Consider the following 17,598-nt stretch of genomic DNA (forward strand, 5'->3'; position numbering starts at 1 on the left):
TGGGAGGCATGACCGCCTCCTTGCCCGACCCCCTCCACACCCCGGCGCCCGACCCGCTGCGCGATCCCTGGACCGCGGCGATGCGACGGGCGCTGGACGAGGCTGCCCGTGCCCCCGGGGCCGGTGACGTCCCGGTGGGCGCCGTCGTGCTGTCCCCCGACGGCACGGTCATCGGCACCGGCCGCAACGAACGCGAGGCCACCGGCGACCCGACCGCGCACGCCGAGGTCCTCGCCATCCGCGAGGCGGCCCGCACCCTGCGCGGCACCCGTTCCGACGGCACGCCTCCCGACGGCGGGCGGCAGGCCGGCGACTGGCGGCTGACCGGCTGCACCCTCGTCGTCACCCTGGAGCCGTGCACGATGTGCGCGGGCGCCATCGTCCTGTCCCGCCTGGACCGCGTCGTCTACGGGGCGGCCGACGAGAAGGCGGGCGCCGCCGGCTCCCTGTGGGACGTCGTACGCGACCGCCGCCTCAACCACCGCCCCGAGGTGATCACCGACGTCCTCGCCACCCCCTGCGCCGACCTCCTGACCACCTTCTTCCGCTCCCGCTGACCCCCGCACACCCCCACCACCGGATACCGATTTCGGCGTACGGCCCCCCGTGGGCTAGAGTTCCTCTCGGTAGCGTGTCCGAGCGGCCGAAGGAGCGCGCCTCGAAAGCGCGTGAGGGGGCAACCTCTCCGTGGGTTCAAATCCCACCGCTACCGCTTGTAACACCCCCCTGATCTGCGAAAACGCGGTCAGGGGGGTGTTTTGCGCGCGCTGCCCGCTCCGCAGGTCCCCTTACGCCCGCGCCCGCGAAGGCAGCGTGAGTATCTCGGCCCCGTCGTCGGTGATGGCGATGGTGTGCTCGCTGTGCGCGGTCCGGCAGCCCGTCGCGCTGCGCAGTGTCCAGCCGTCGGCGTCGGTGACGAGGGTGGCGGTGTCGGTCATGATCCAGGGCTCCAGGGCGAGCAGCAGTCCGGGGCGCAGCTTGTAGCCGCGGCCGGGGCGGCCGGTGTTCGCGACGTGCGGGTCCTGGTGCATGGTCGAGCCGATGCCGTGACCGCCGAACTCGGTGTTGATCGGGTAGCCCGCCTCGCTGAGGACGGTGCCGATGGCGTGCGAGAGGTCGCCGATGCGCGCCCCGGGCTCGGCGGCGGCGATGCCGGCGGCGAGTGCGCGTTCGGTCGTCTCGATCAGCGCGACGCTCTCCGCGGGCCGGGCCTCGCCCACCAGGAAGCTGATCGCGGCGTCCGCGGCCACCCCGCGCAGGGACACGGCGAGGTCGAGGGTCAGCAGATCCCCGTCCGCCAGCGTGTAGTTGTGCGGCCGGCCGTGGAGCACCCCGTCGTTGACGGCCGTGCAGATGTAGTGCCCGAACGGGCCGCGTCCGAAGGACGGCGCGTAGTCGACGTAGCAGGACTGCGCCCCCGCCTCGGTGATCATCTCCTTGGCCCACTGGTCGATGTCCAGCAGGTTCGTCCCGACCGCGCTGCGCTGCTTCAGCGTGTGGAGGATGTCTCCGACCAGGGCGCCGGCGCCCCTCGCCCGGTCGAGCCGCGCGGCGTTCAGGATCTCGATCATGGGGGCCTTTCCCGTTGGTCCAATAACTATCCCGGTCAAACTATACCGGTATTAGAATGGGGTCATGGTCAGGTTGCCGCTCACCCCCGCCGAGGTAGCACGCGGACAGCGCCTCGGCGCCCTGCTCCGCCGAGCCCGGGGCTGCCGCTCGATGCTGGAGGTGGCGCTCGCCGCCCACATCTCGCCGGAGACCCTGCGGAAGATCGAATCCGGCCGGGTGGCCACCCCCGCCTTCCCGACCATCGCCGCGATCGCCGACACCCTCGGGCTGTCCCTCGACGCCGTCTGGGCCGAGATGAACCGGGTGGACGGGGTGGACCGGGTGGACCGGGTGGAGGCGGCCGTCGATGAGGAGTCGGTGCTGCCGGTCACCCGGCATCCGTCGTTGGCCGTGTAGCGAGCCGGGGCGGACCGACGCGGGCGTACGCACAGCGCGTACGGAAAGCGGTCAGCGCGCCGGGCCCGTGACTTCCTGGGTGCCGAGGACGGCCAGCAGGTCGAGGAGGCCGGCGCTGTCGGTGCCGGCCGCGGGGGTGAACCAGAGGAGGCGCTGGCGGCCGTCCTCACTGAACAGGTTGAGGCAGTTGACCTCGATCAGACCGAGTGCGGGGTGGACGAGGCGCTTGCGGTCGTCGCGCCGGAACGCCACGTCGTGGTCGGCCCACAGGGCGGCGAATTCGGCGGAGGCGGCGAGCAGCGAGCTGATCATCGAGCGGGCCTCGGTGTCCTTGGCGTCGCGCCGGGCGGCGGCCGCCCGCAGGTCGGCGACGAAGGCCCGGGACTGGGCCGGGTGGTCGGCCTCCGGGTACAACTGCCGGGCCTCGGGTTCGGTGAACCAGCGGTGGACGAAGCTGGCCCGGGCGCCGCGGAGGCCGGAGTGGTCGCCGAGCAGCGCCACCGCCAGTCGGTTCTGTACGAGGGTGACGTGCAGGTCGGTGATGACCTGGGCGGGTGTCGAGGGCAGACGGGTGAGCAGGTCGAGCATGCCGGGGTGGACGTGCGAGGCGGGTCCGCCGTGGGCGGGCACCGGGCGGTCGGCCAGGCGGTAGAGGTAGTCGCGCTCGTCGGCGGTCAGGCGCAGGGCCCTGGCCAGCGCGGCGATCATCTGTTCGGAGGGCTGGGAGCCGGCGCCGCGTTCGAGTTCGTTGTAGTAGTCCGCCGACGCGCCGGCGAGCTGGGCGACCTCCTCCCGGCGCAGTCCGGGCACCCGGCGGCGCGGCCCCTGGGTGAGCCCCACGTCGGCCGGGCGGATACGGGCACGCCGCGAGCGCAGGAAGGCTCCCAGCTCGGTGTATTTCGCAGACCCCATGTCTCGCATTGTGCGCCCGGCCGGGCCGGTGACCCAGGGGATGACATCCCCTGGTTGCGCCGCCCGGCACCGCGCATCGTGGGGGACATGACTGCCAACCACCCCCCTCCCGCCCATGTATCCGGCCCCGCTCCCGCACCCGCTCCCGGTCCCGCCGCGGCGGCCGGACGGGTCGCCGTCGTCACCGGCGGATCACGCGGCATCGGCCGGGCGGTCTGCCTCCGGCTCGCCCAGGACGGCCTGGCCGTCGTGGTGAACTACGCCCACGACGCGGCTGCCGCCGAGGAGACGGCGGCAGCGGTCGGCGCCGCCGGCGGGCGGGCGATCGCCGTGCGGGCGGACGTGGCGGACGAGGACGCGGTCGCCGCCCTGTTCGAGCGGGCGGAGCGGGAGTTCGGCGGCGTCGACGTCGTGGTGAACTGCGCCGGCCGCCTCGCCCTGTCACCGGTCGCCGATCTCGACCTGGCGGTGCTCGACGCCGTACACCGCACCAACATCCGGGGCACCTTCGTCGTCGCCCAGCAGGCCGCCCGGCGGCTGCGCGCGGGCGGCGCGTTCGTGGGGTTCTCGACCTCCGTGGTCGGCACCCGGTTCCCTGCTTACGGCGCGTACGCGGCGAGCAAGGCGGCGGTCGAGGCGCTCACGCTGATCCTCGCCCGCGAGCTGCGCGGGCGGGACATCACCGTCAACACCGTCGCGCCCGGCCCCACGGCCACGGACCTGTTCCTCGAAGGCAAGACGCCCGAGCAGGTCGACCAGCTCGCCGAGGCCCCGCCCCTGGAGCGGCTGGGCACTCCCGAGGACATCGCCCAGGTGGTCGCCTTCCTCTCCAGCCCGGCAGGGCACTGGGTCAACGGGCAGGTCCTGCGGGCCAACGGGGGCTTGGTGTGACCTGACCGGCACGCCGCCCCCCGAGCGTCTCCCCGGCTCCTGAAGGGCCGTAAGTAACCACATCAAGGAGAAACACCATGCCTTTCGCCCACTTCAAGGTCCCCGCGGGCACCGTCACCGCCGAGGACAAGAAGAAGATCGTCGAGCGCACCACCGATCTGTACGCGGAGATCTACGGCGAGCGGGCCCGTCCCACCACCGTCGTCCTGGTCGACGAGGTCGCCGACGGCGGCTGGGGCGTCGGCGGCAACGTCCTGACCGCCGCCATGCTCAACGGCGAAGCCTGACGAGGCAAGAGCCCGGTCCGCACGGGAGCGTGCGGACCGGGCGGCTCACTCGGATCACTCGGGACACTCGGTCCCCGAAGTCGGCCGGGGTCAGCCGATGGGGTTGACGAAGGTGGCGGGGTGGGTGGCGCCGCGCTGGTCGACGAGGGGGCCCCAGGGCCACTTCAGGGTCAGGGAGGTGGTCTCGTCGGGCGGGGTGACGGCGACGGTCCGGGGCAGCCAGGAGTCTTCGGCGTTCTCCTTGGCCATGCCGAGGTTGAGGGTGAAGTCGGTGCTCTCGCCGGGGGCGAGGGTGATGGAGCCGTGCTGGGCGCTGGAGCGGGCCAGGGGCCAGCCGGGGCCGCCGGCGTCGGGCCTGAGGTCGATGCCGGCGAAGCCGCCGATCTTGCAGGCGCGGCTGCCCTTGTTGGTGAGCACGATGCTGGTGGTGGTGCCGCCGTCGGCGTCCGGGTCGGGGACCGCGTCCTCGCCGGTGGCGAAGACGGCCGTCAGGTTGGAGGTGTGGCAGCGCTGAACGCCGGCCGCGGCCTTGCCGCCGCCGGCGTGCGAGCCACCCGCCCGCTTGCCCCCGCCCGCGCCGCCCGACTTGCTGCCGCCCTTCGCCTCGGAACCACCCTGCGCCCCCGAGCCCTGAGCGCCGGACCCCGCCTCGGGCTCCGCCCCCTGCACCCCCGCCGAGGCCCCCGCACCACCGGGCTCCGCCGCGGCCACACCCGAATCCGCCCGGTTCGCGGTCTTGGTGCCCGCGTCCGATCCGGAGCAGGCGGTCAGCGTCAGACCGGCGACCGCGGTCAGGGCCGCGGCGGCGATGCGCAGGGTACGGCGGCGGACGGTACGGACGGTGGTGTCGGCGGTCATTGCGGCCCCCCGGGGCGGTCGGTCTTCCGTGGTCTCCTCGGTACGTCACCCACTCTGTCCAGGGCCCTTGGCGCGGGGCTGCCGCACCGCTAACACCCCGCTAACGCCCCCACCGCCGGAGCGAGCCGGGACGGAAAAGCGGCGACTCCCCCACCCACACCCGGACTTGCCAAAGCTGCCGCGGGTCACCAATTGACCGTTTCGCGCGGAACCGCATCTGCCCCACGCTCATCATCAACGGCAGACGCAACCGGCTCTGCCGGATTTTCCGGATATGGCATCCCATCACCTGCTGACCGGTGAACACAGGAGACGCAGACGTCCTGGGCACCGGTCCCCGTGACCTGTGTCCGTCTCCATCTGTAGGCATGAAGCGCCCGTGACCTGGGCGTTCTAGGGGGTACACGATGGCCGGGCTCCGCTCGGGAAACAGGCTCGCCGCGCTGGACGGGCTACGGCTGCTGGCCGCGCTGATGGTGGTCTTCTACCACTACGTCGCACTCGCCAAGCCGTGGGAACACGACACGGGCACGATCTTCCCGGCCACCCGCACCGCGGCCCAGTACGGCTGGCTCGGTGTCGAGATCTTCTTCCTCATCAGCGGCTTCGTCATCTGTATGAGCGTGTGGGGCCGCTCGCTGGGCGACTTCGCCGTCTCCCGCGTCTCCCGGCTGTTCCCCGCCTACTGGGCGGGCATCCTGCTCACGACGGTGGTCGTCAAACTGTGGCCGGAGGTCGACTCCTTCCGGGGCCTGGACCGGGTGATCAACAACCTGGCGATGCTCCAGTCCGGGAGCGACGCGCCCGACGTGGACCCGGTGTACTGGACGCTCTTCGTGGAGCTCAAGTTCTACTTGATCATGGTCGCGGTGGTGTGGTTCGGCGTCACCTACCGCAACTGCCTGATCCTGTGCGGCGTGTGGACGGCGGCCGCCGCGCTCGCCCCGGGCCTGGACACGCCGCTGCTGACCGCGTTCGCGATGCCGCAGTACGCGCCGTTCTTCATCGCGGGCATCGTCTTCCACCTCATGCGGCGCCACGGGCAGAACGCGGTCCTGTGGGCCCTGATCGCCGTACAACTGGTGCTCGCCCAGCGGTACATCGACTACCGCATGGCCACGAGCCTGGGCAAGGCCGCCGCGTCCGCCCTGCCCGGCTGGCCGGCCCGACTGATCATCGTCGCGGGCTTCGCCCTGGTCGGCGCGATCGCCCTGGGCGCGTTCGACCGGATCCAGTGGAAGTGGCTCATCACCGCGGGCGCGCTCACGTACCCGCTCTACCTCATCCACCTGAACATCGGCATGACCCTGATCCACCACTTCCGGAACCGGGTCTCCGCGCCGGTCCTGGTGCTCTCGGTGACGGCGCTCATGCTGGTCGCCGCCTGGCTCATCCACCGCTTCGTCGAGCGTCCGGTCGGGAAGTGGCTGCGGACCGTCATGCGGAAGGGGGTCGAAGACGCACGCCGGCACATGACCCCGCGCCGCAAGCCCGTCCGGCAGCCCGAGATGCCGCCGGTACGGATATCGATACCCGACGATCCCCGGGGCGTAGGCAGCCCCGCGAGAGATGAGGTTGAACGTACAATTACTTCGTCACGATGACCTGCCCGGGAAGGCTACGCCCATGAGCGACGAGGAAGCCCGGCCCGCCGAGCTGCCCGGCATCGAGGTCTTCACCCCGCGTGACGTCCCCCTGGGCGGTCCGCGGGCGATGACCGTACGCCGTACGCTGCCGCAGCGCTCCCGTAGCCTCATCGGCGCCTGGTGCTTCGCCGACCACTACGGCCCCGACGATGTCGCGGCGACGGGCGGCATGGACGTCGCCCCGCACCCGCACACCGGCCTGCAGACCGTGAGCTGGCTGTTCAGCGGCGAGATCGAGCACCGCGACAGCCTGGGCACCCACGCGTACGTACGGCCCGGCGAACTGAACCTCATGACGGCCGGCCACGGCATCAGCCACTCCGAGGTCTCGACGGAGCGGACCACCGTGCTGCACGGCGTTCAGCTCTGGGTCGCGCTCCCCGGCGAACACCGGAACACCCGGGCGGACTTCCAGCACCACGTACCCGGTTCCGTACGGGTCGGCGGGGCCGAGGTCGCTGTCTTCCTCGGCACCCTGGCCGGAGTGACCTCCCCGGTACGTACGTTCAGCCCGCTGCTCGGCGCCGAGATCGTCCTCGACCCGGGGGCGACGGCCACCCTCACCGTCGACCCGGCCTTCGAGCACGGCCTGCTCGTCGACCACGGCACCGTCCGCCTGTCCGGCACACCGCTGCGCCCGGCCGACCTCGGTTACGCCGCCCCCGGCCGCGACCACCTCACGCTGACGAACGCGTCGGACACGCCCGCGCGGACGGTCCTCCTCGGCGGCACGCCGTTCGAGGAGGAGATCGTGATGTGGTGGAACTTCGTCGGCCGTTCCCGGCAGGACGTCGAAGAGGCCCGGCGGGACTGGATGGCCGACTCCGGCTCCGGCTCCCGGTTCGGCGAGGTGCGCGGCTACGACGGCGACCGGCTGCCCGCGCCCGAACTCCCCACGGTGGGGCTGAAGCCGCGCGGCCGGGTGCGCTGAGCAGCGGCAGGACCCGGCAGCACGACGCCCCCGCCGCAAGGTCGACCTTGCGGCGGGGGCGTCGCGGATTGCGCGGGTCGCGCGGTACGTCAGCCGTTGCGGCGGCGGAACGCCTTGCGCACGAAGTGCACGATCAGCCAGATCACCACGATGATGACGACCAGGAAAATGATCAGCAGCACGATGAGGAAGATGCCGAGCTTCTTGAAGAAGCCCTTTTTCTTCTTCTTGTCCTTCTTGTCGCCGTCCTTGTCCTTGGAGCCGAAGGCCGCCGTCGTCACGTGATGCGCGGACGCCGGAACGGCCTCCGCCTGCGCGGCCGGTGCGCCGCCGGCCTGCTGCTGGGCACTGTGGGCGACCGCCGGAGCGGCGGGCGCCGCCGCTGCCGCCGAACCCGCGGCGCCCATCAGGCCGAGCAACAGGGCCACGACAACTGCGGTGATCCGCCCACCCTTTGCGCGTACGGCGCGTGTGGCGCGTGCGGAAGGCTTGCGCTCGGTGCTCATCCGGTCCGGTATCCCCTCGTGGTCGGTGCGGGGCGCGGCACGCTGATCGCGACGCGCGTCAACCATTATGGAACTCCCGGGCGGCCGGCCGGTCAGCGAGCGGCCGGGCCACGGTCGTTCGCGGCCGCCGGCGCCTCTCCCGCCCGTACGACGCCCGCGCCCGGCGCGTTCTTGTCGTCGCCGCTCTCGTCCTTCATCGCCTTGGTCTCGCTCTTGAGGATGCGCAGCGACTTGCCGAGGGCCCGTGCCGTGTCCGGCAGCTTCTTCGAGCCGAACAGCAGGATCACCACGATCGCCACGATCAGTAGGTGCCAGGGCTCCAGTCCGTTCCGCAGCATCGTCGTCCCGCCTCTCTTCCAGCCTGCGCTCGGCCGCTTGTCCGCTTTATAACTTGCTACATTGCGCAACTGTACAACCAACCGGCCGGATCTTCCGTCTTCCCCGGCACAAAGCCACGCGGGTGAGGTGCACACATGACAGCAAGCAGCCACAAGGCGGTGGCCGGAGGTTCCGCACGGGCCGGGAGGACGGGCCGGAGCGGGGCGGGCCGCGCGCAGGGCCGGGCCGTACGCAAACGGCGCCCGCTGCGTACGGCCGGTATCGTCGCCGTCTCGCTGCTCGTACTGATCACCGCGGGCGCCGGCTGGTTCTACTTCAAGCTCAACGGCAACATCACCACCTTCGGCGCGGAAGGGGTCAGCCCGCAGCGCCCCGCCGAGGGCGCGGGCGGACAGAACGTCCTGGTCATCGGCTCCGACTCGCGGTCCGGCGACAACAGCTCGCTGGGCGGCGGCGAGGGCGACGTGGGCCGCTCGGACACCGCCTTCCTGCTGCACATATACGGTGACAGCAAGCACGCGGTCGCCGTCTCCATCCCCCGGGACACCCTGGTGGAGATACCCCCGTGCCGGCTCCCGAACGGCAAGTGGACCGGCGCGCAGCACAACGCCATGTTCAACGCGGCGTTCTCGGTCGGCGAGAGCGCGCAGGGCAACCCGGCCTGCACCCAGAACACGGTGGAGAAGCTGTCCGGCGTACGCGTCGACCACACCGTCGTCGTCGACTTCGAGGGCTTCTCCAAGATGACGTCCGCGGTGGGCGGCGTACCCGTCTGCCTGCCCAAGGACATCTACCAGGGCGACCTGAACCCGAACCGGCACTCCCGCGGCGAGCGGATCTTCGCCAAGGGCCCGCAGAACGTCTCCGGCCAGCAGGCACTCGACTACGTCCGCATCCGGCACGGCATCGGCGACAACTCGGACATCGGCCGTATCCAGCGCCAGCAGGCGTTCGTCGGCTCCCTCATCAAGAAGGTCAAGGAGCAGGGCTTCAACCCCACCACCCTGCTGCCGCTGGCCAACGCCGCCACCCAGTCCATGACCGTCGACCCCGGCCTGGACTCGGCCGACAAGCTGCTGTCCTTCGCGATGTCCCTGAAGGACATCGACCTGCACAACACCAAGTTCGTCACGCTGCCCTGGCGCTACCAGGGCGCCCGGGTCGCGATCGTGCACCCGGACGCGGACCGGCTCTGGGCGGACATCAAGGCGGACCGCACGCTGGACGGGAAGGACGCGGGCGGACCGGGATCCGCCGGGGCGGCTTCTGCGAGCCCGTCGCCGTCCGGAACAGGCGCAGGGACGGGCACAGGTACGAACGCGAGCCCCGGTACGGGTACAGGTACGGGCGTGAGCGTCGCCGTCTACAACGGCACCACCGCCACCGGCCTCGCCGCGCGCGCCGCCGACCAGCTCAAGTCCGCGGGCTTCACCGTCACCGGCACGTCGACCGCGCGGACCCAGGACCACGCGACCACCGTCGTCGAGTACGGCGCGGGCAAGGAGGCCGAGGCCAAGACCGTCGCCGCGCGCTTCCGCGGCGCGCAGTTGGTGCCGACGGCCACCGCGGGCGTCAACGTCGTCCTGGGCGCCACGTACGCGTCCGATCCGGCGCTGGAGTCCCCCGCCGCCCCGGGCCCGGACCCCTCGCCCGGGTCGTCGGCGTCCGGGGCGTCGTCGGACATCGCCGGCAAGGCGCGCTCGGCCGACGACAACATCTGCTCGGACCTGTCCTACGGCTGAGGCGACGCGTCGGGCCCGGCGTCCGGGTGCCCCTGATGCTCCGCGGCCGCCTTACGGTCGTACCGCTCCTTGGCCCACGCCAGCCCGGCCCCGTACAGCACCAGCACCGCCGTCAGCAGCCCGTAATAGAGGGGAGGCAGGGGCGCCATCCCCAGCAGCGGGCCCAGCGGCGACGGGGGCAGCAGCAGCCCGATCACGGCGAGCGCGCACACCGCGAGCCGGATCGGGCCGGGCGCCCGGCCTTCCGCCGAGCGGCGTCCGGTACGCAGCAGGTACATCACCAGCGCCTGCGTCAGCAGGTTCTCCGTGAACCACCCGGCGTGGAACGCGTCCTGGCCGCCCGGATCGCCGACCCCGTGCACCGCGAGGACCAGCACGCCGAACGTGGCCAGGTCGGCCGCCGCGTTGAGCAGGCCGAAACCGGTGATGTAGCGGAGCAGGTCGGCGGGGCGCAGGACGGCCGGCCGGCGCAGCGCGGCGGGCCCCGGCCGGTCGAAGGCGAACGCGAGCTGGACCGCGTCGAAGCACAGGTTCTGCACCAGGACCTGCGCCGGAAGCATCGGCAGGAACGGCAGCAGCAGCCCGGCGCCGAGCATGGCGATGACGTTGCCGAGGTTGGAGGAGAGGGTGATGCGCAGGTACGTGGCGATGTTGGCGCTGCTGCGGCGGCCCGCGACGATCGCACCGTCGATGGCGCCGAGGTCCTTCGAGGCGAGGACCACGTCGGCCGCCTCACGGGTGACGTCGACGGCGTCGCGCGGGGCGATGCCCACGTCGCAGGCGTGCAGGGCGGGCAGGTCGTTGACGCCGTCGCCGAGGAAGCCGACGGTACGGGGCGGAGCCGCCACGGTCTCCGCGCCCGGTCCCGGCTCCGGGCCCGCCCCCGCCCGCAGCGCCGCCACGATCCGTGCCTTGTGCTCCGGCGTGCAGCGCGCGAAGGCCGTCGTGCGGGCGGCGAGCCGGGCGAGTTCCGCGTCGGTGAGGCCGTCGGTCCGGTCGGCCGTGACCACCGCGCCGGGCCCGGTGTCGAGTCCGAGTTCCCGGCAGACGTGGGTGACGGTGCCCGGATGGTCGCCGGTGAGGATCTTCACGGCGACACCGCGCCGCGCCAGGCCCGCACAGGCCGCGGCGGCGGTCGGGGCGAGCGCGTCGCGCAGCCCGACGAAGCCGACGAGGGTCAGGCCGCGCTCGTCCGCCGGCGTGTAGCGGCGGCCGGGTCGGGCGGGCCGCTCGGTGACCGCGACGGCCAGCAGCCGCAGCCCGTCCGCCGTACGGTCGGCGACGAGCCGGGCCAGGCGGGCGCGGGCCGCGTCGTCCAGGTCGGAGTCCCCGCCCCCCGCACGGTCCGTACGGATCCGGGCGCAGCGCTCCAGTACGGCCTCGGGCGCGCCCTTGACCACGAGCGTGTGGGCGCCGAGCCGGAGTCCGGCCCGCGCGTCGGCGTCCGTACGGACCACCGCGCACGACGTGCGGCGTACCGGGTCGAAGGGCAGCGCGGCGATGCCCTCGTACGCCAGCAGTTCGTCGAAGTCGTCCTCGGCCGCCTCCAGGACCGCCTCGTCGAGCGCGTCCGGCGTGGGCAGCTCGGCGAGCTGGAGTGTCCACAGGCTGTTGACGGCCGCCCAGTGCAGCGGCTCGGGCGCCGGCCGCCCGTCGGGGCCGAGGGAGCAGTCCAGGACCGGACGGTCCTGGGTGAGGGTGCCGGTCTTGTCCGTACACAGCACGTCGATCGCGCCGAGGTCGTGCAGCGCGGGCAGCCGCTTGACGATCACCTCGCCGCCGCGCGCGAGCAGCGCCGCGCCCCGGGCGAGCGCGGTGGTGACGATGACCGGCAGCATCTCGGGCGTGAGCCCGACCGCCACCGCGACGGCGAACGGCAGCGTCTCCAGGCCGCGGCCGCGCAGCGCGGCGTTGGCCATCAGCACCAGCGGCGGCGTGAGCAGCATGAAGCGGATGAGGGTCCAGGAGACGCCGTTCACGGAGCGGTCGAAGGCGCTCGTGGGGCGCGTACGGCGGGTGTCGCGCGCCCCCGGACCGGGGACCGCGCCCTTTCCGGACGGCCGCCGGTACGGACCGGACCGGTACGTACCGGCGAAGACCGTGTCCGCGCCGGTCGCCAGCACCACGGCGGTGGCGCTGCCGGACGCGACGCTGCTGCCCTGGAAGCACAGCTCGGGCCGTGCGAAGAGATCCGGTCCGGCACCGGAAGTATCGATTCCGGCAGCGCCGGTACCGGAGGCGTCGACACCGTCCTCCCCCGGATACTTGGCCACCGGCGCCGACTCCCCCGTCAGCGGCGCCTGGCGCACCGTCAGCCCGCTCGCCCGCAGCACCCGCAGATCGGCGGGGACCAGGTCCCCCGGCCCGAGGCGGATCACATCGCCCGGCACCAGTTGGTCGACCGGTATCTCCCGGGTCGCCCCGGACCTCCGCTGCACCGTCGCCGTCGTGGCGATCAGCTCGCGCAGCGCCGCCGTGGACCGTTCGGCGCGGTACTCGCCGCTGGACCGCAGCACCGCGCTGACCACCACCAGTACCGCGATCACGCACGCCGCCCCCCAGGAGGCGACGGCGGCCGAGACCAGGGCCAGACAGAGCAGCACGGTCGTGAACGGGTCGCGCAGGCTGCGCACGAAGCGCCAGGACCGGCCGGCCGGCCGCCGTTCGGGCACCGTGTTGTCGCCGTACCGCAGCAGCCGCTCCTCGGCCTGCGCCTCGGTCAGGCCGCGCGGCCCGCTCTCCAGGGTCCGCAGGGTCTCCAGCGCCGTGAGTCCGGGGGTGTCGCGCAGCCGGACGCCGCTGTCCGCCCGTGCGTCCGGTGGTGCGGTGGTGCGCCGGCTCGGCTCCGCCTCCCCTTCCGTACGGGCGGACGCGGAGCCCACGGCCCTCTCAGGCGCCCAGGCCACGGACGCGTCCCGGAACCGCCGGGCCGTCGGACCGGCCCGTCCGGTCGGTAAGCTGCCCCACCAGCCACCGCACCATCGACACCACATCGGGGTCGTCCACCAGGTACACCACGCGGCGGCCCTCGCGCCGCGACCGCACCAGCCCCGCCAGCTTGAGCTTCGCCAGGTGCTGGCTCACCGCGGGCAGCGCGCCGCCCACCCGCTCGGCCAGCCCGCTCACGTCGCACTCGCCGCCCGCCAGCACCCAGACGATGTGCAGGCGCGCGGGCGACGCGAGCAGCCCGAACGTCGCCGCGGCCTCCGTCAGCACCTCGGCCGACGGATCCGCCACGTCCTCGACGCCACTCGTCACAGCCGCTCTCCATCCGCCCAGGGCCGCCCAGGGACGGGCCCGTGCCCCCGAAAGGTCCCAGTCTAGGTGCCGGGCGCCCGGCACTCCCGTACGAATGAGGACCACTCCCGTACGCATGAGGACCTGCTCGCGGCCCCGCTCCCGTACGGCGCGGCCCGGCTCCCGGTACGGCAGAAGCCCCGGTCCCGGGCCCGAGGACCCGGAGCCGGGGCTCCGTCGTACGGTCGGGGGAAACGGCAACGGGGGGACATGCCGTTTCCCCCGATGGTGGACCGGGCCCCAAAGTCCGCGCCGCAGTCAGGGGGGAAGCTCGCGACGTGGACCCCGCAGCGAGGCCCGTGTCCCGTGCCCGGCGCATTCCTGCCAGATCCGCGGGGCACACGACCATCCTGCTCGGCGCGCCCCTTACGGAACGCAGGCAAAGGGCCTCCCTCCAAGGGCCTTTGGTCCTCAAAGTCACGGCCGGCCCACTCGCCCCACCGCCCTCCCCTCTCCCTCCCGTCGGCTCCACCCCTGTTACGGAAGTGGTTACACTCACCCGGTCTGCACGCTGGGGAAGGGCGGGCGGGAGCTGCCGTAGGGGAGACGGGGACAGTCAGATGGCGCAAGCGAAGAAGATCGCGCTGTACGTGGTGGCCGTCTTCGTCCTGTACACGATCATCACGTCCCCGGCACGCGCCGCCGATCTCGTGCAGATAGGGTTCGAGGGCATTTCGTCGGCCGCTCACGGTGTCGGCGAGTTCATGACCCAGCTGATCTCGTAGGACGCGCCGGCCGTACGCAGACGTGCGGAGCGGGACGTACGGCGCGGGACGGCCACGGGCCGACCGTACGGAGGACCGCCCAGTGATACGCCACCTGGTTCTTTTCAAGCTCAACGACGGTGTCGGACGTGACGAGCCGCGGGTCGTGGCCGGCGCGAAGGCGTTCCGGGAGCTGGCCGACCAGATCCCCGAGCTGGAGTTCTGGGAGTGCGCCTGGAACATCACGGACCGGCCGATCGCGTACGACTTCGCCGTGAACTCCGCCGTCGCCGACACGGACGCCCTCAAGCGCTATATCGAACACCCGGCCCATCAGGCCGCCGCCGGGCAGTGGCGCGAGTTCGCCACCTGGGTGATCGCCGACTACGAGTTCTGAGCCGCGGCCCCGGCCGGGCGCACGGGCGCCGTCCCGCCTTCGGCCCACCCCTCGCCCCGCCCCTCGTCCCGCCTCGCGGGCGAGGGGCTTCTTCCTGCCGGCCCCGGCCGTGCGTACGCCTCCTCGACGATCAACTCTGCCATCAACACGGCGTTATACGGTGCTTGCACACAGTGCACATGTCTTGTGATGCTATGACCGCTTTTGCCGGTTGAATGGACTGAGAAGGGTGGCGTGCCCGTGACGGCCCGAACTGCGCCCAAGGCGCCATCCCGCGAGAGCAGGAGCGCGGACACACGGGCACTCACGCAGGTGCTGTTCGCCGAGCTCACGAGCCTGGAGCCGGGCACACCGGAGCACGCCCGGGTGCGCGCCGCCCTGATCGAGGCCAATCTGCCGCTGGTCCGCTACGCGGCGGCACGTTTCCGCAGCCGTAACGAGCCGATGGAGGACGTCGTCCAGGTCGGCACGATCGGCCTCATCAACGCCATCGACCGCTTCGACCCCGGCCGGGGGGTCCAGTTCCCCACCTTCGCGATGCCGACCGTGGTCGGCGAGATCAAGCGCTACTTCCGGGACAATGTGCGCACCGTCCACGTACCGCGCCGCCTCCACGAGCTGTGGGTGCAGGTCAACGGCGCCACGGAGGACCTGACCGTGCTGCACGGCCGGTCGCCGACGACCGCGGAGATCGCCGAACGGCTCAAGATCGGTGAGGACGAGGTGCTGGCCTGTCTGGAGGCGGGCCGCTCGTACCACGCGACCTCCCTGGAGGCCGCCCAGGAGGGTGACGGCCTGCCGGGCCTGCTGGACCGGCTCGGGTACGAGGATCCGGAGCTGGCCGGGGTCGAGCACCGGGACCTCGTCCGGCACCTCCTCGTCCAGCTCCCCGAGCGCGAGCAGCGCATCCTGCTCCTTCGTTACTACAGCAACTTGACGCAATCTCAGATCAGCGCCGAGCTGGGGGTGTCGCAGATGCACGTGTCGCGGCTACTGTCGCGGAGCTTCGCACGACTGCGGTCCGCAAACAGGATCGAAGCCTAACCGGGACGGGCTACCCGTTCCTGCACAGATATGTCGACATGGCGCTACAGCGTGTTGCCGACATGTGACATTCTGCAGGAACCGCGTTTGCCGTGGCGCCGCCTCCGGTATTCAGGTGGAGGCATAAGTTCTCGGTTCCGCCGCGGACCGAGGGCGCCGCAGCGACCCGACCGCGACCTCAAGGGGGTGGCATGTCCGTAGAACTGGGCAGCTCGAAGGTGCTTCCCGCGATTCCCGCGCCGGCACCACATGTGCACGACGACGACGCTCTCAACACCCGTACGCTCTCCCGCTCCCTCTTCCTGCGGCTGGCCACGCTCGACAAGGACAGCCCGGAGCGCACGTACGTACGCGACACGCTCATCGAACTGAACCTGCCGCTGGTGCGTTACGCGGCGGCACGATTCCGCAGTCGCAACGAGCCGATGGAGGACATCGTCCAGGTCGGCACGATCGGTCTGATCAAGGCCATCGACCGTTTCGATTGCGAACGCGGCGTCGAATTCCCGACGTTCGCGATGCCGACGGTGGTCGGCGAGATCAAGCGCTTCTTCCGCGACACCTCGTGGTCGGTCCGCGTCCCGCGCCGCCTCCAGGAGCTGCGCCTCGCCCTGACGAAGGCCAGCGACGAACTGGCCCAGAAGCTCGACCGCTCCCCCACCGTCACCGAACTGGCCCAGTGCCTCGGCGTGTCCGAGGAGGACGTCGTCGACGGCCTCGCGGTCGGCAACGCCTACACCGCCTCCTCGCTCGACTCCCCGTCCCCCGAGGACGACGGCGGCGAGGGCTCCCTCGCGGACCGCCTGGGCTACGAGGACAGCGCGCTGGAGGGCGTCGAGTACCGCGAGTCCCTCAAGCCCCTGCTGGCCAAACTCCCGCCCCGGGAGCGCCAGATCATCATGCTGCGCTTCTTCGCCAACATGACCCAGTCCCAGATCGGCGAAGAGGTCGGCATCTCCCAGATGCACGTCTCCCGCCTGCTCACCCGCACCCTGGCCACCCTGCGCGACGGCCTGATCTCGGACTGAGCCCGGGCCCGGCCCACACCTCGCCGGACCGGCCGGTCGCCACCGTCCGGCCCCCGCTCCCCGTACGGGCCGACGCCCTGCCGTACCGGGCCTATGCAACTGACGTACCGTCAGTGACACTGGCCCGATGCGACGGACCACGCGCGCCCCGAGAACCGCAAGTGCTCCCCGTACCCGCTCCGCCTCGCAGGCTCACCTGCCCCTGCGCCTTTTGCGCGCCTCGTTCCTCCCGCGGTCATCACCCGTCCCGCGCGTCCTCCTGCCGGCCACCGCCCTGCTCCTGGCCGCGCTGCTCACCGCCTGCGGCAGCGACAACGGCCGCGGCCACGCCGCACTGGGCGCCGCCGGCCCGGCGGACGACCGGTCCCCGACCGGACCGGTACCCCCGCACGAGGGGATCACTCTCACCCCGCTGGACGGAGACGGAGCCCCCGCGACCGGCAACGGCTCACCCCCGTACGCCTCCTCATCGCCGACGGGCTCCGACACATCCGCCACACCCGGCTCAGGCGGCGCGCCCCCGGCCGCCCCGAATCCCGCCACGGGCAGCCGCAACGGTGACGGCAGCAGCCGTGCAGCCGATCAGACCAGTACCCCCGGCACCCCGCCCGGACGCCCCTCCGAAGCCCCACCTCAGCGTCCACCAGCGCGCCCCACGGCCCCTCCCGGCCCTGGCCCCGCCCCCAGCCCTCGGCCAACCCCCACTCCCACGCCCACTCCGGCCCCCAAACCCAACACCCCTCCCCACCTCACCACCGGCCCCGTCAACCGCACCGGCGCCGACGTCCGCTGGTGCGAAAACGTCTCCCTCACCCTGCGCAACACCGGTGGCCGCCCCGTCACTTCGGGCACCGTCACCTTCGGCACCCACATCATCGGCGCCCTGGGCATCGACTGGACCACCCGCACCTCCACCCACCCACTCCCCACCCCCATCACCGGCCACACGCACCGCACGGCCACCTGGCGCGTCTGCGTGTCGGCCTGGCGCGTGCCGCTGGGGATGCACATCGAGACGCGAGACGTACGCGTTGACTGGCACTGACAG

General features: G+C 72.3%; 19 protein-coding genes and 1 tRNA gene. 13 read left to right on the forward strand and 7 right to left on the reverse strand.

From position 1 onward, the window contains the following. Positions 1–8: 8 nt before the first annotated feature. Both EJG53_RS19305 and EJG53_RS19310 read left to right on the forward strand, forming a co-directional pair. Positions 9–557, forward strand: a complete 549-nt coding sequence (locus tag EJG53_RS19305; RefSeq protein ID WP_125045891.1) for a nucleoside deaminase — start codon at positions 9–11, stop codon at positions 555–557. A gap of 68 nt (positions 558–625) precedes the next feature. Then, a tRNA-Ser gene (locus EJG53_RS19310) sits at positions 626–712 on the forward strand. A gap of 76 nt (positions 713–788) precedes the next feature. Here the strand turns inward: EJG53_RS19310 and map are convergent. Further along, the gene (gene map, locus EJG53_RS19315; RefSeq protein WP_125045892.1) at positions 789–1,571 is read right to left on the reverse strand and encodes a type I methionyl aminopeptidase; all 783 of its coding nucleotides are present in this window, start codon (positions 1,569–1,571) and stop codon (positions 789–791) included. A 64-nt stretch (positions 1,572–1,635) separates the two neighbouring features. On the opposite strand from map, the gene EJG53_RS19320 reads away from it, so the two are divergent. Further along, positions 1,636–1,968, forward strand: a complete 333-nt coding sequence (locus EJG53_RS19320) for a helix-turn-helix domain-containing protein (RefSeq protein ID WP_125045893.1) — start codon at positions 1,636–1,638, stop codon at positions 1,966–1,968. Positions 1,969–2,019: 51 nt separating this feature from the next. Here EJG53_RS19320 and EJG53_RS19325 read toward each other — a convergent pair whose 3' ends face one another. Next, positions 2,020–2,880 (reverse strand): helix-turn-helix transcriptional regulator, encoded by an 861-nt coding sequence (locus tag EJG53_RS19325; protein WP_125045894.1) that lies wholly within the window; start codon positions 2,878–2,880, stop codon positions 2,020–2,022. An 87-nt stretch (positions 2,881–2,967) separates the two neighbouring features. On the opposite strand from EJG53_RS19325, the gene EJG53_RS19330 reads away from it, so the two are divergent. Together EJG53_RS19330 and EJG53_RS19335 are read left to right on the forward strand one after the other, a co-directional pair. Continuing rightward, complete coding sequence (locus EJG53_RS19330) at positions 2,968–3,771, forward strand: SDR family oxidoreductase (protein WP_125045895.1); 804 nt, start codon at positions 2,968–2,970, stop codon at positions 3,769–3,771. Between the two features lie 77 nt (positions 3,772–3,848). Further along, the gene (locus EJG53_RS19335; RefSeq protein WP_125045896.1) at positions 3,849–4,058 is read left to right on the forward strand and encodes a 4-oxalocrotonate tautomerase family protein; all 210 of its coding nucleotides are present in this window, start codon (positions 3,849–3,851) and stop codon (positions 4,056–4,058) included. 90 nt (positions 4,059–4,148) lie between these two features. Here EJG53_RS19335 and EJG53_RS19340 read toward each other — a convergent pair whose 3' ends face one another. Then, positions 4,149–4,916 (reverse strand): DUF4232 domain-containing protein, encoded by a 768-nt coding sequence (locus EJG53_RS19340; protein ID WP_125045897.1) that lies wholly within the window; start codon positions 4,914–4,916, stop codon positions 4,149–4,151. 407 nt (positions 4,917–5,323) lie between these two features. Between EJG53_RS19340 and EJG53_RS19345 the strand changes: the two genes are divergently transcribed. Beyond that, on the forward strand, positions 5,324–6,520 hold the full coding sequence (locus tag EJG53_RS19345; protein ID WP_125045898.1) for an acyltransferase family protein: 1,197 nt from the start codon (positions 5,324–5,326) through the stop codon (positions 6,518–6,520). Between the two features lie 22 nt (positions 6,521–6,542). Then, positions 6,543–7,493: a pirin family protein gene (locus EJG53_RS19350; RefSeq protein ID WP_125045899.1), complete on the forward strand. Its 951-nt coding sequence runs from the start codon at positions 6,543–6,545 to the stop codon at positions 7,491–7,493. Between the two features lie 89 nt (positions 7,494–7,582). Here the strand turns inward: EJG53_RS19350 and EJG53_RS19355 are convergent, their stop codons facing one another. Then, positions 7,583–8,065 (reverse strand): hypothetical protein, encoded by a 483-nt coding sequence (locus tag EJG53_RS19355; RefSeq protein ID WP_125045900.1) that lies wholly within the window; start codon positions 8,063–8,065, stop codon positions 7,583–7,585. 26 nt (positions 8,066–8,091) lie between these two features. Continuing rightward, complete coding sequence (gene tatA / locus EJG53_RS19360) at positions 8,092–8,337, reverse strand: Sec-independent protein translocase subunit TatA (protein WP_125045901.1); 246 nt, start codon at positions 8,335–8,337, stop codon at positions 8,092–8,094. Positions 8,338–8,472: 135 nt separating this feature from the next. Between tatA and EJG53_RS19365 the strand changes: the two genes are divergently transcribed. Further along, complete coding sequence (locus tag EJG53_RS19365) at positions 8,473–10,080, forward strand: LCP family protein (protein ID WP_125045902.1); 1,608 nt, start codon at positions 8,473–8,475, stop codon at positions 10,078–10,080. Here the strand turns inward: EJG53_RS19365 and mgtA are convergent. Beyond that, positions 10,071–13,073: a magnesium-translocating P-type ATPase gene (gene mgtA / locus EJG53_RS19370; RefSeq protein WP_125045903.1), complete on the reverse strand. Its 3,003-nt coding sequence runs from the start codon at positions 13,071–13,073 to the stop codon at positions 10,071–10,073. The two genes, EJG53_RS19365 and mgtA, sit on opposite strands and share 10 nt — an antisense overlap. After that, entirely contained in the window at positions 12,970–13,338 is a 369-nt protein-coding gene (locus EJG53_RS19375) for an ArsR/SmtB family transcription factor (RefSeq protein ID WP_030017600.1), read from the reverse strand. Before EJG53_RS19375 ends, mgtA begins: the two co-directional genes overlap by 104 nt. 599 nt (positions 13,339–13,937) lie before the next feature. Here EJG53_RS19375 and EJG53_RS41150 point away from each other — a divergent pair. From EJG53_RS41150 to EJG53_RS19395, 5 genes are all read left to right on the forward strand, one after another. Next, the gene (locus EJG53_RS41150; protein WP_167515140.1) at positions 13,938–14,102 is read left to right on the forward strand and encodes a hypothetical protein; all 165 of its coding nucleotides are present in this window, start codon (positions 13,938–13,940) and stop codon (positions 14,100–14,102) included. Positions 14,103–14,184: 82 nt separating this feature from the next. Then, positions 14,185–14,478, forward strand: coding sequence for a Dabb family protein (locus tag EJG53_RS19380; RefSeq protein ID WP_031012301.1), 294 nt, complete (start codon positions 14,185–14,187; stop codon positions 14,476–14,478). A 234-nt stretch (positions 14,479–14,712) separates the two neighbouring features. Continuing rightward, positions 14,713–15,522 (forward strand): RNA polymerase sigma factor SigF, encoded by an 810-nt coding sequence (locus EJG53_RS19385; protein WP_030017598.1) that lies wholly within the window; start codon positions 14,713–14,715, stop codon positions 15,520–15,522. 191 nt (positions 15,523–15,713) lie between these two features. Beyond that, positions 15,714–16,550: an RNA polymerase sigma factor SigF gene (locus tag EJG53_RS19390; RefSeq protein WP_030017597.1), complete on the forward strand. Its 837-nt coding sequence runs from the start codon at positions 15,714–15,716 to the stop codon at positions 16,548–16,550. A 127-nt stretch (positions 16,551–16,677) separates the two neighbouring features. Continuing rightward, entirely contained in the window at positions 16,678–17,595 is a 918-nt protein-coding gene (locus EJG53_RS19395) for a hypothetical protein (protein ID WP_244955222.1), read from the forward strand. Positions 17,596–17,598: the final 3 nt, after the last annotated feature.

Source organism: Streptomyces chrestomyceticus JCM 4735 (genome assembly GCF_003865135.1).
In the GTDB taxonomy this organism is placed as follows: domain Bacteria; phylum Actinomycetota; class Actinomycetes; order Streptomycetales; family Streptomycetaceae; genus Streptomyces; species Streptomyces chrestomyceticus.

What these genes read in the sequence shown, in the direction of transcription:
- EJG53_RS19350 (WP_125045899.1), top strand. Translation starts at nt 6,543, where the DNA reads ATGAGCGACGAGGAAGCCCGGCCCGCCGAGCTGCCCGGCATCGAGGTC.
- EJG53_RS19320 (WP_125045893.1), top strand. Translation starts at nt 1,636, where the DNA reads ATGGTCAGGTTGCCGCTCACCCCCGCCGAGGTAGCACGCGGACAGCGC.
- EJG53_RS19390 (WP_030017597.1), top strand. Translation starts at nt 15,714, where the DNA reads ATGTCCGTAGAACTGGGCAGCTCGAAGGTGCTTCCCGCGATTCCCGCG.
- EJG53_RS19340 (WP_125045897.1), bottom strand. Translation starts at nt 4,916, where the DNA reads ATGACCGCCGACACCACCGTCCGTACCGTCCGCCGCCGTACCCTGCGC.
- EJG53_RS19325 (WP_125045894.1), bottom strand. Translation starts at nt 2,880, where the DNA reads ATGGGGTCTGCGAAATACACCGAGCTGGGAGCCTTCCTGCGCTCGCGG.
- EJG53_RS19365 (WP_125045902.1), top strand. Translation starts at nt 8,473, where the DNA reads ATGACAGCAAGCAGCCACAAGGCGGTGGCCGGAGGTTCCGCACGGGCC.
- EJG53_RS41150 (WP_167515140.1), top strand. Translation starts at nt 13,938, where the DNA reads ATGGCGCAAGCGAAGAAGATCGCGCTGTACGTGGTGGCCGTCTTCGTC.
- EJG53_RS19395 (WP_244955222.1), top strand. Translation starts at nt 16,678, where the DNA reads ATGCGACGGACCACGCGCGCCCCGAGAACCGCAAGTGCTCCCCGTACC.
- mgtA (WP_125045903.1), bottom strand. Translation starts at nt 13,073, where the DNA reads ATGTGGTGTCGATGGTGCGGTGGCTGGTGGGGCAGCTTACCGACCGGA.
- tatA (WP_125045901.1), bottom strand. Translation starts at nt 8,337, where the DNA reads ATGCTGCGGAACGGACTGGAGCCCTGGCACCTACTGATCGTGGCGATC.
- map (WP_125045892.1), bottom strand. Translation starts at nt 1,571, where the DNA reads ATGATCGAGATCCTGAACGCCGCGCGGCTCGACCGGGCGAGGGGCGCC.
- EJG53_RS19335 (WP_125045896.1), top strand. Translation starts at nt 3,849, where the DNA reads ATGCCTTTCGCCCACTTCAAGGTCCCCGCGGGCACCGTCACCGCCGAG.
- EJG53_RS19355 (WP_125045900.1), bottom strand. Translation starts at nt 8,065, where the DNA reads ATGGTTGACGCGCGTCGCGATCAGCGTGCCGCGCCCCGCACCGACCAC.
- EJG53_RS19330 (WP_125045895.1), top strand. Translation starts at nt 2,968, where the DNA reads ATGACTGCCAACCACCCCCCTCCCGCCCATGTATCCGGCCCCGCTCCC.
- EJG53_RS19305 (WP_125045891.1), top strand. Translation starts at nt 9, where the DNA reads ATGACCGCCTCCTTGCCCGACCCCCTCCACACCCCGGCGCCCGACCCG.
- EJG53_RS19345 (WP_125045898.1), top strand. Translation starts at nt 5,324, where the DNA reads ATGGCCGGGCTCCGCTCGGGAAACAGGCTCGCCGCGCTGGACGGGCTA.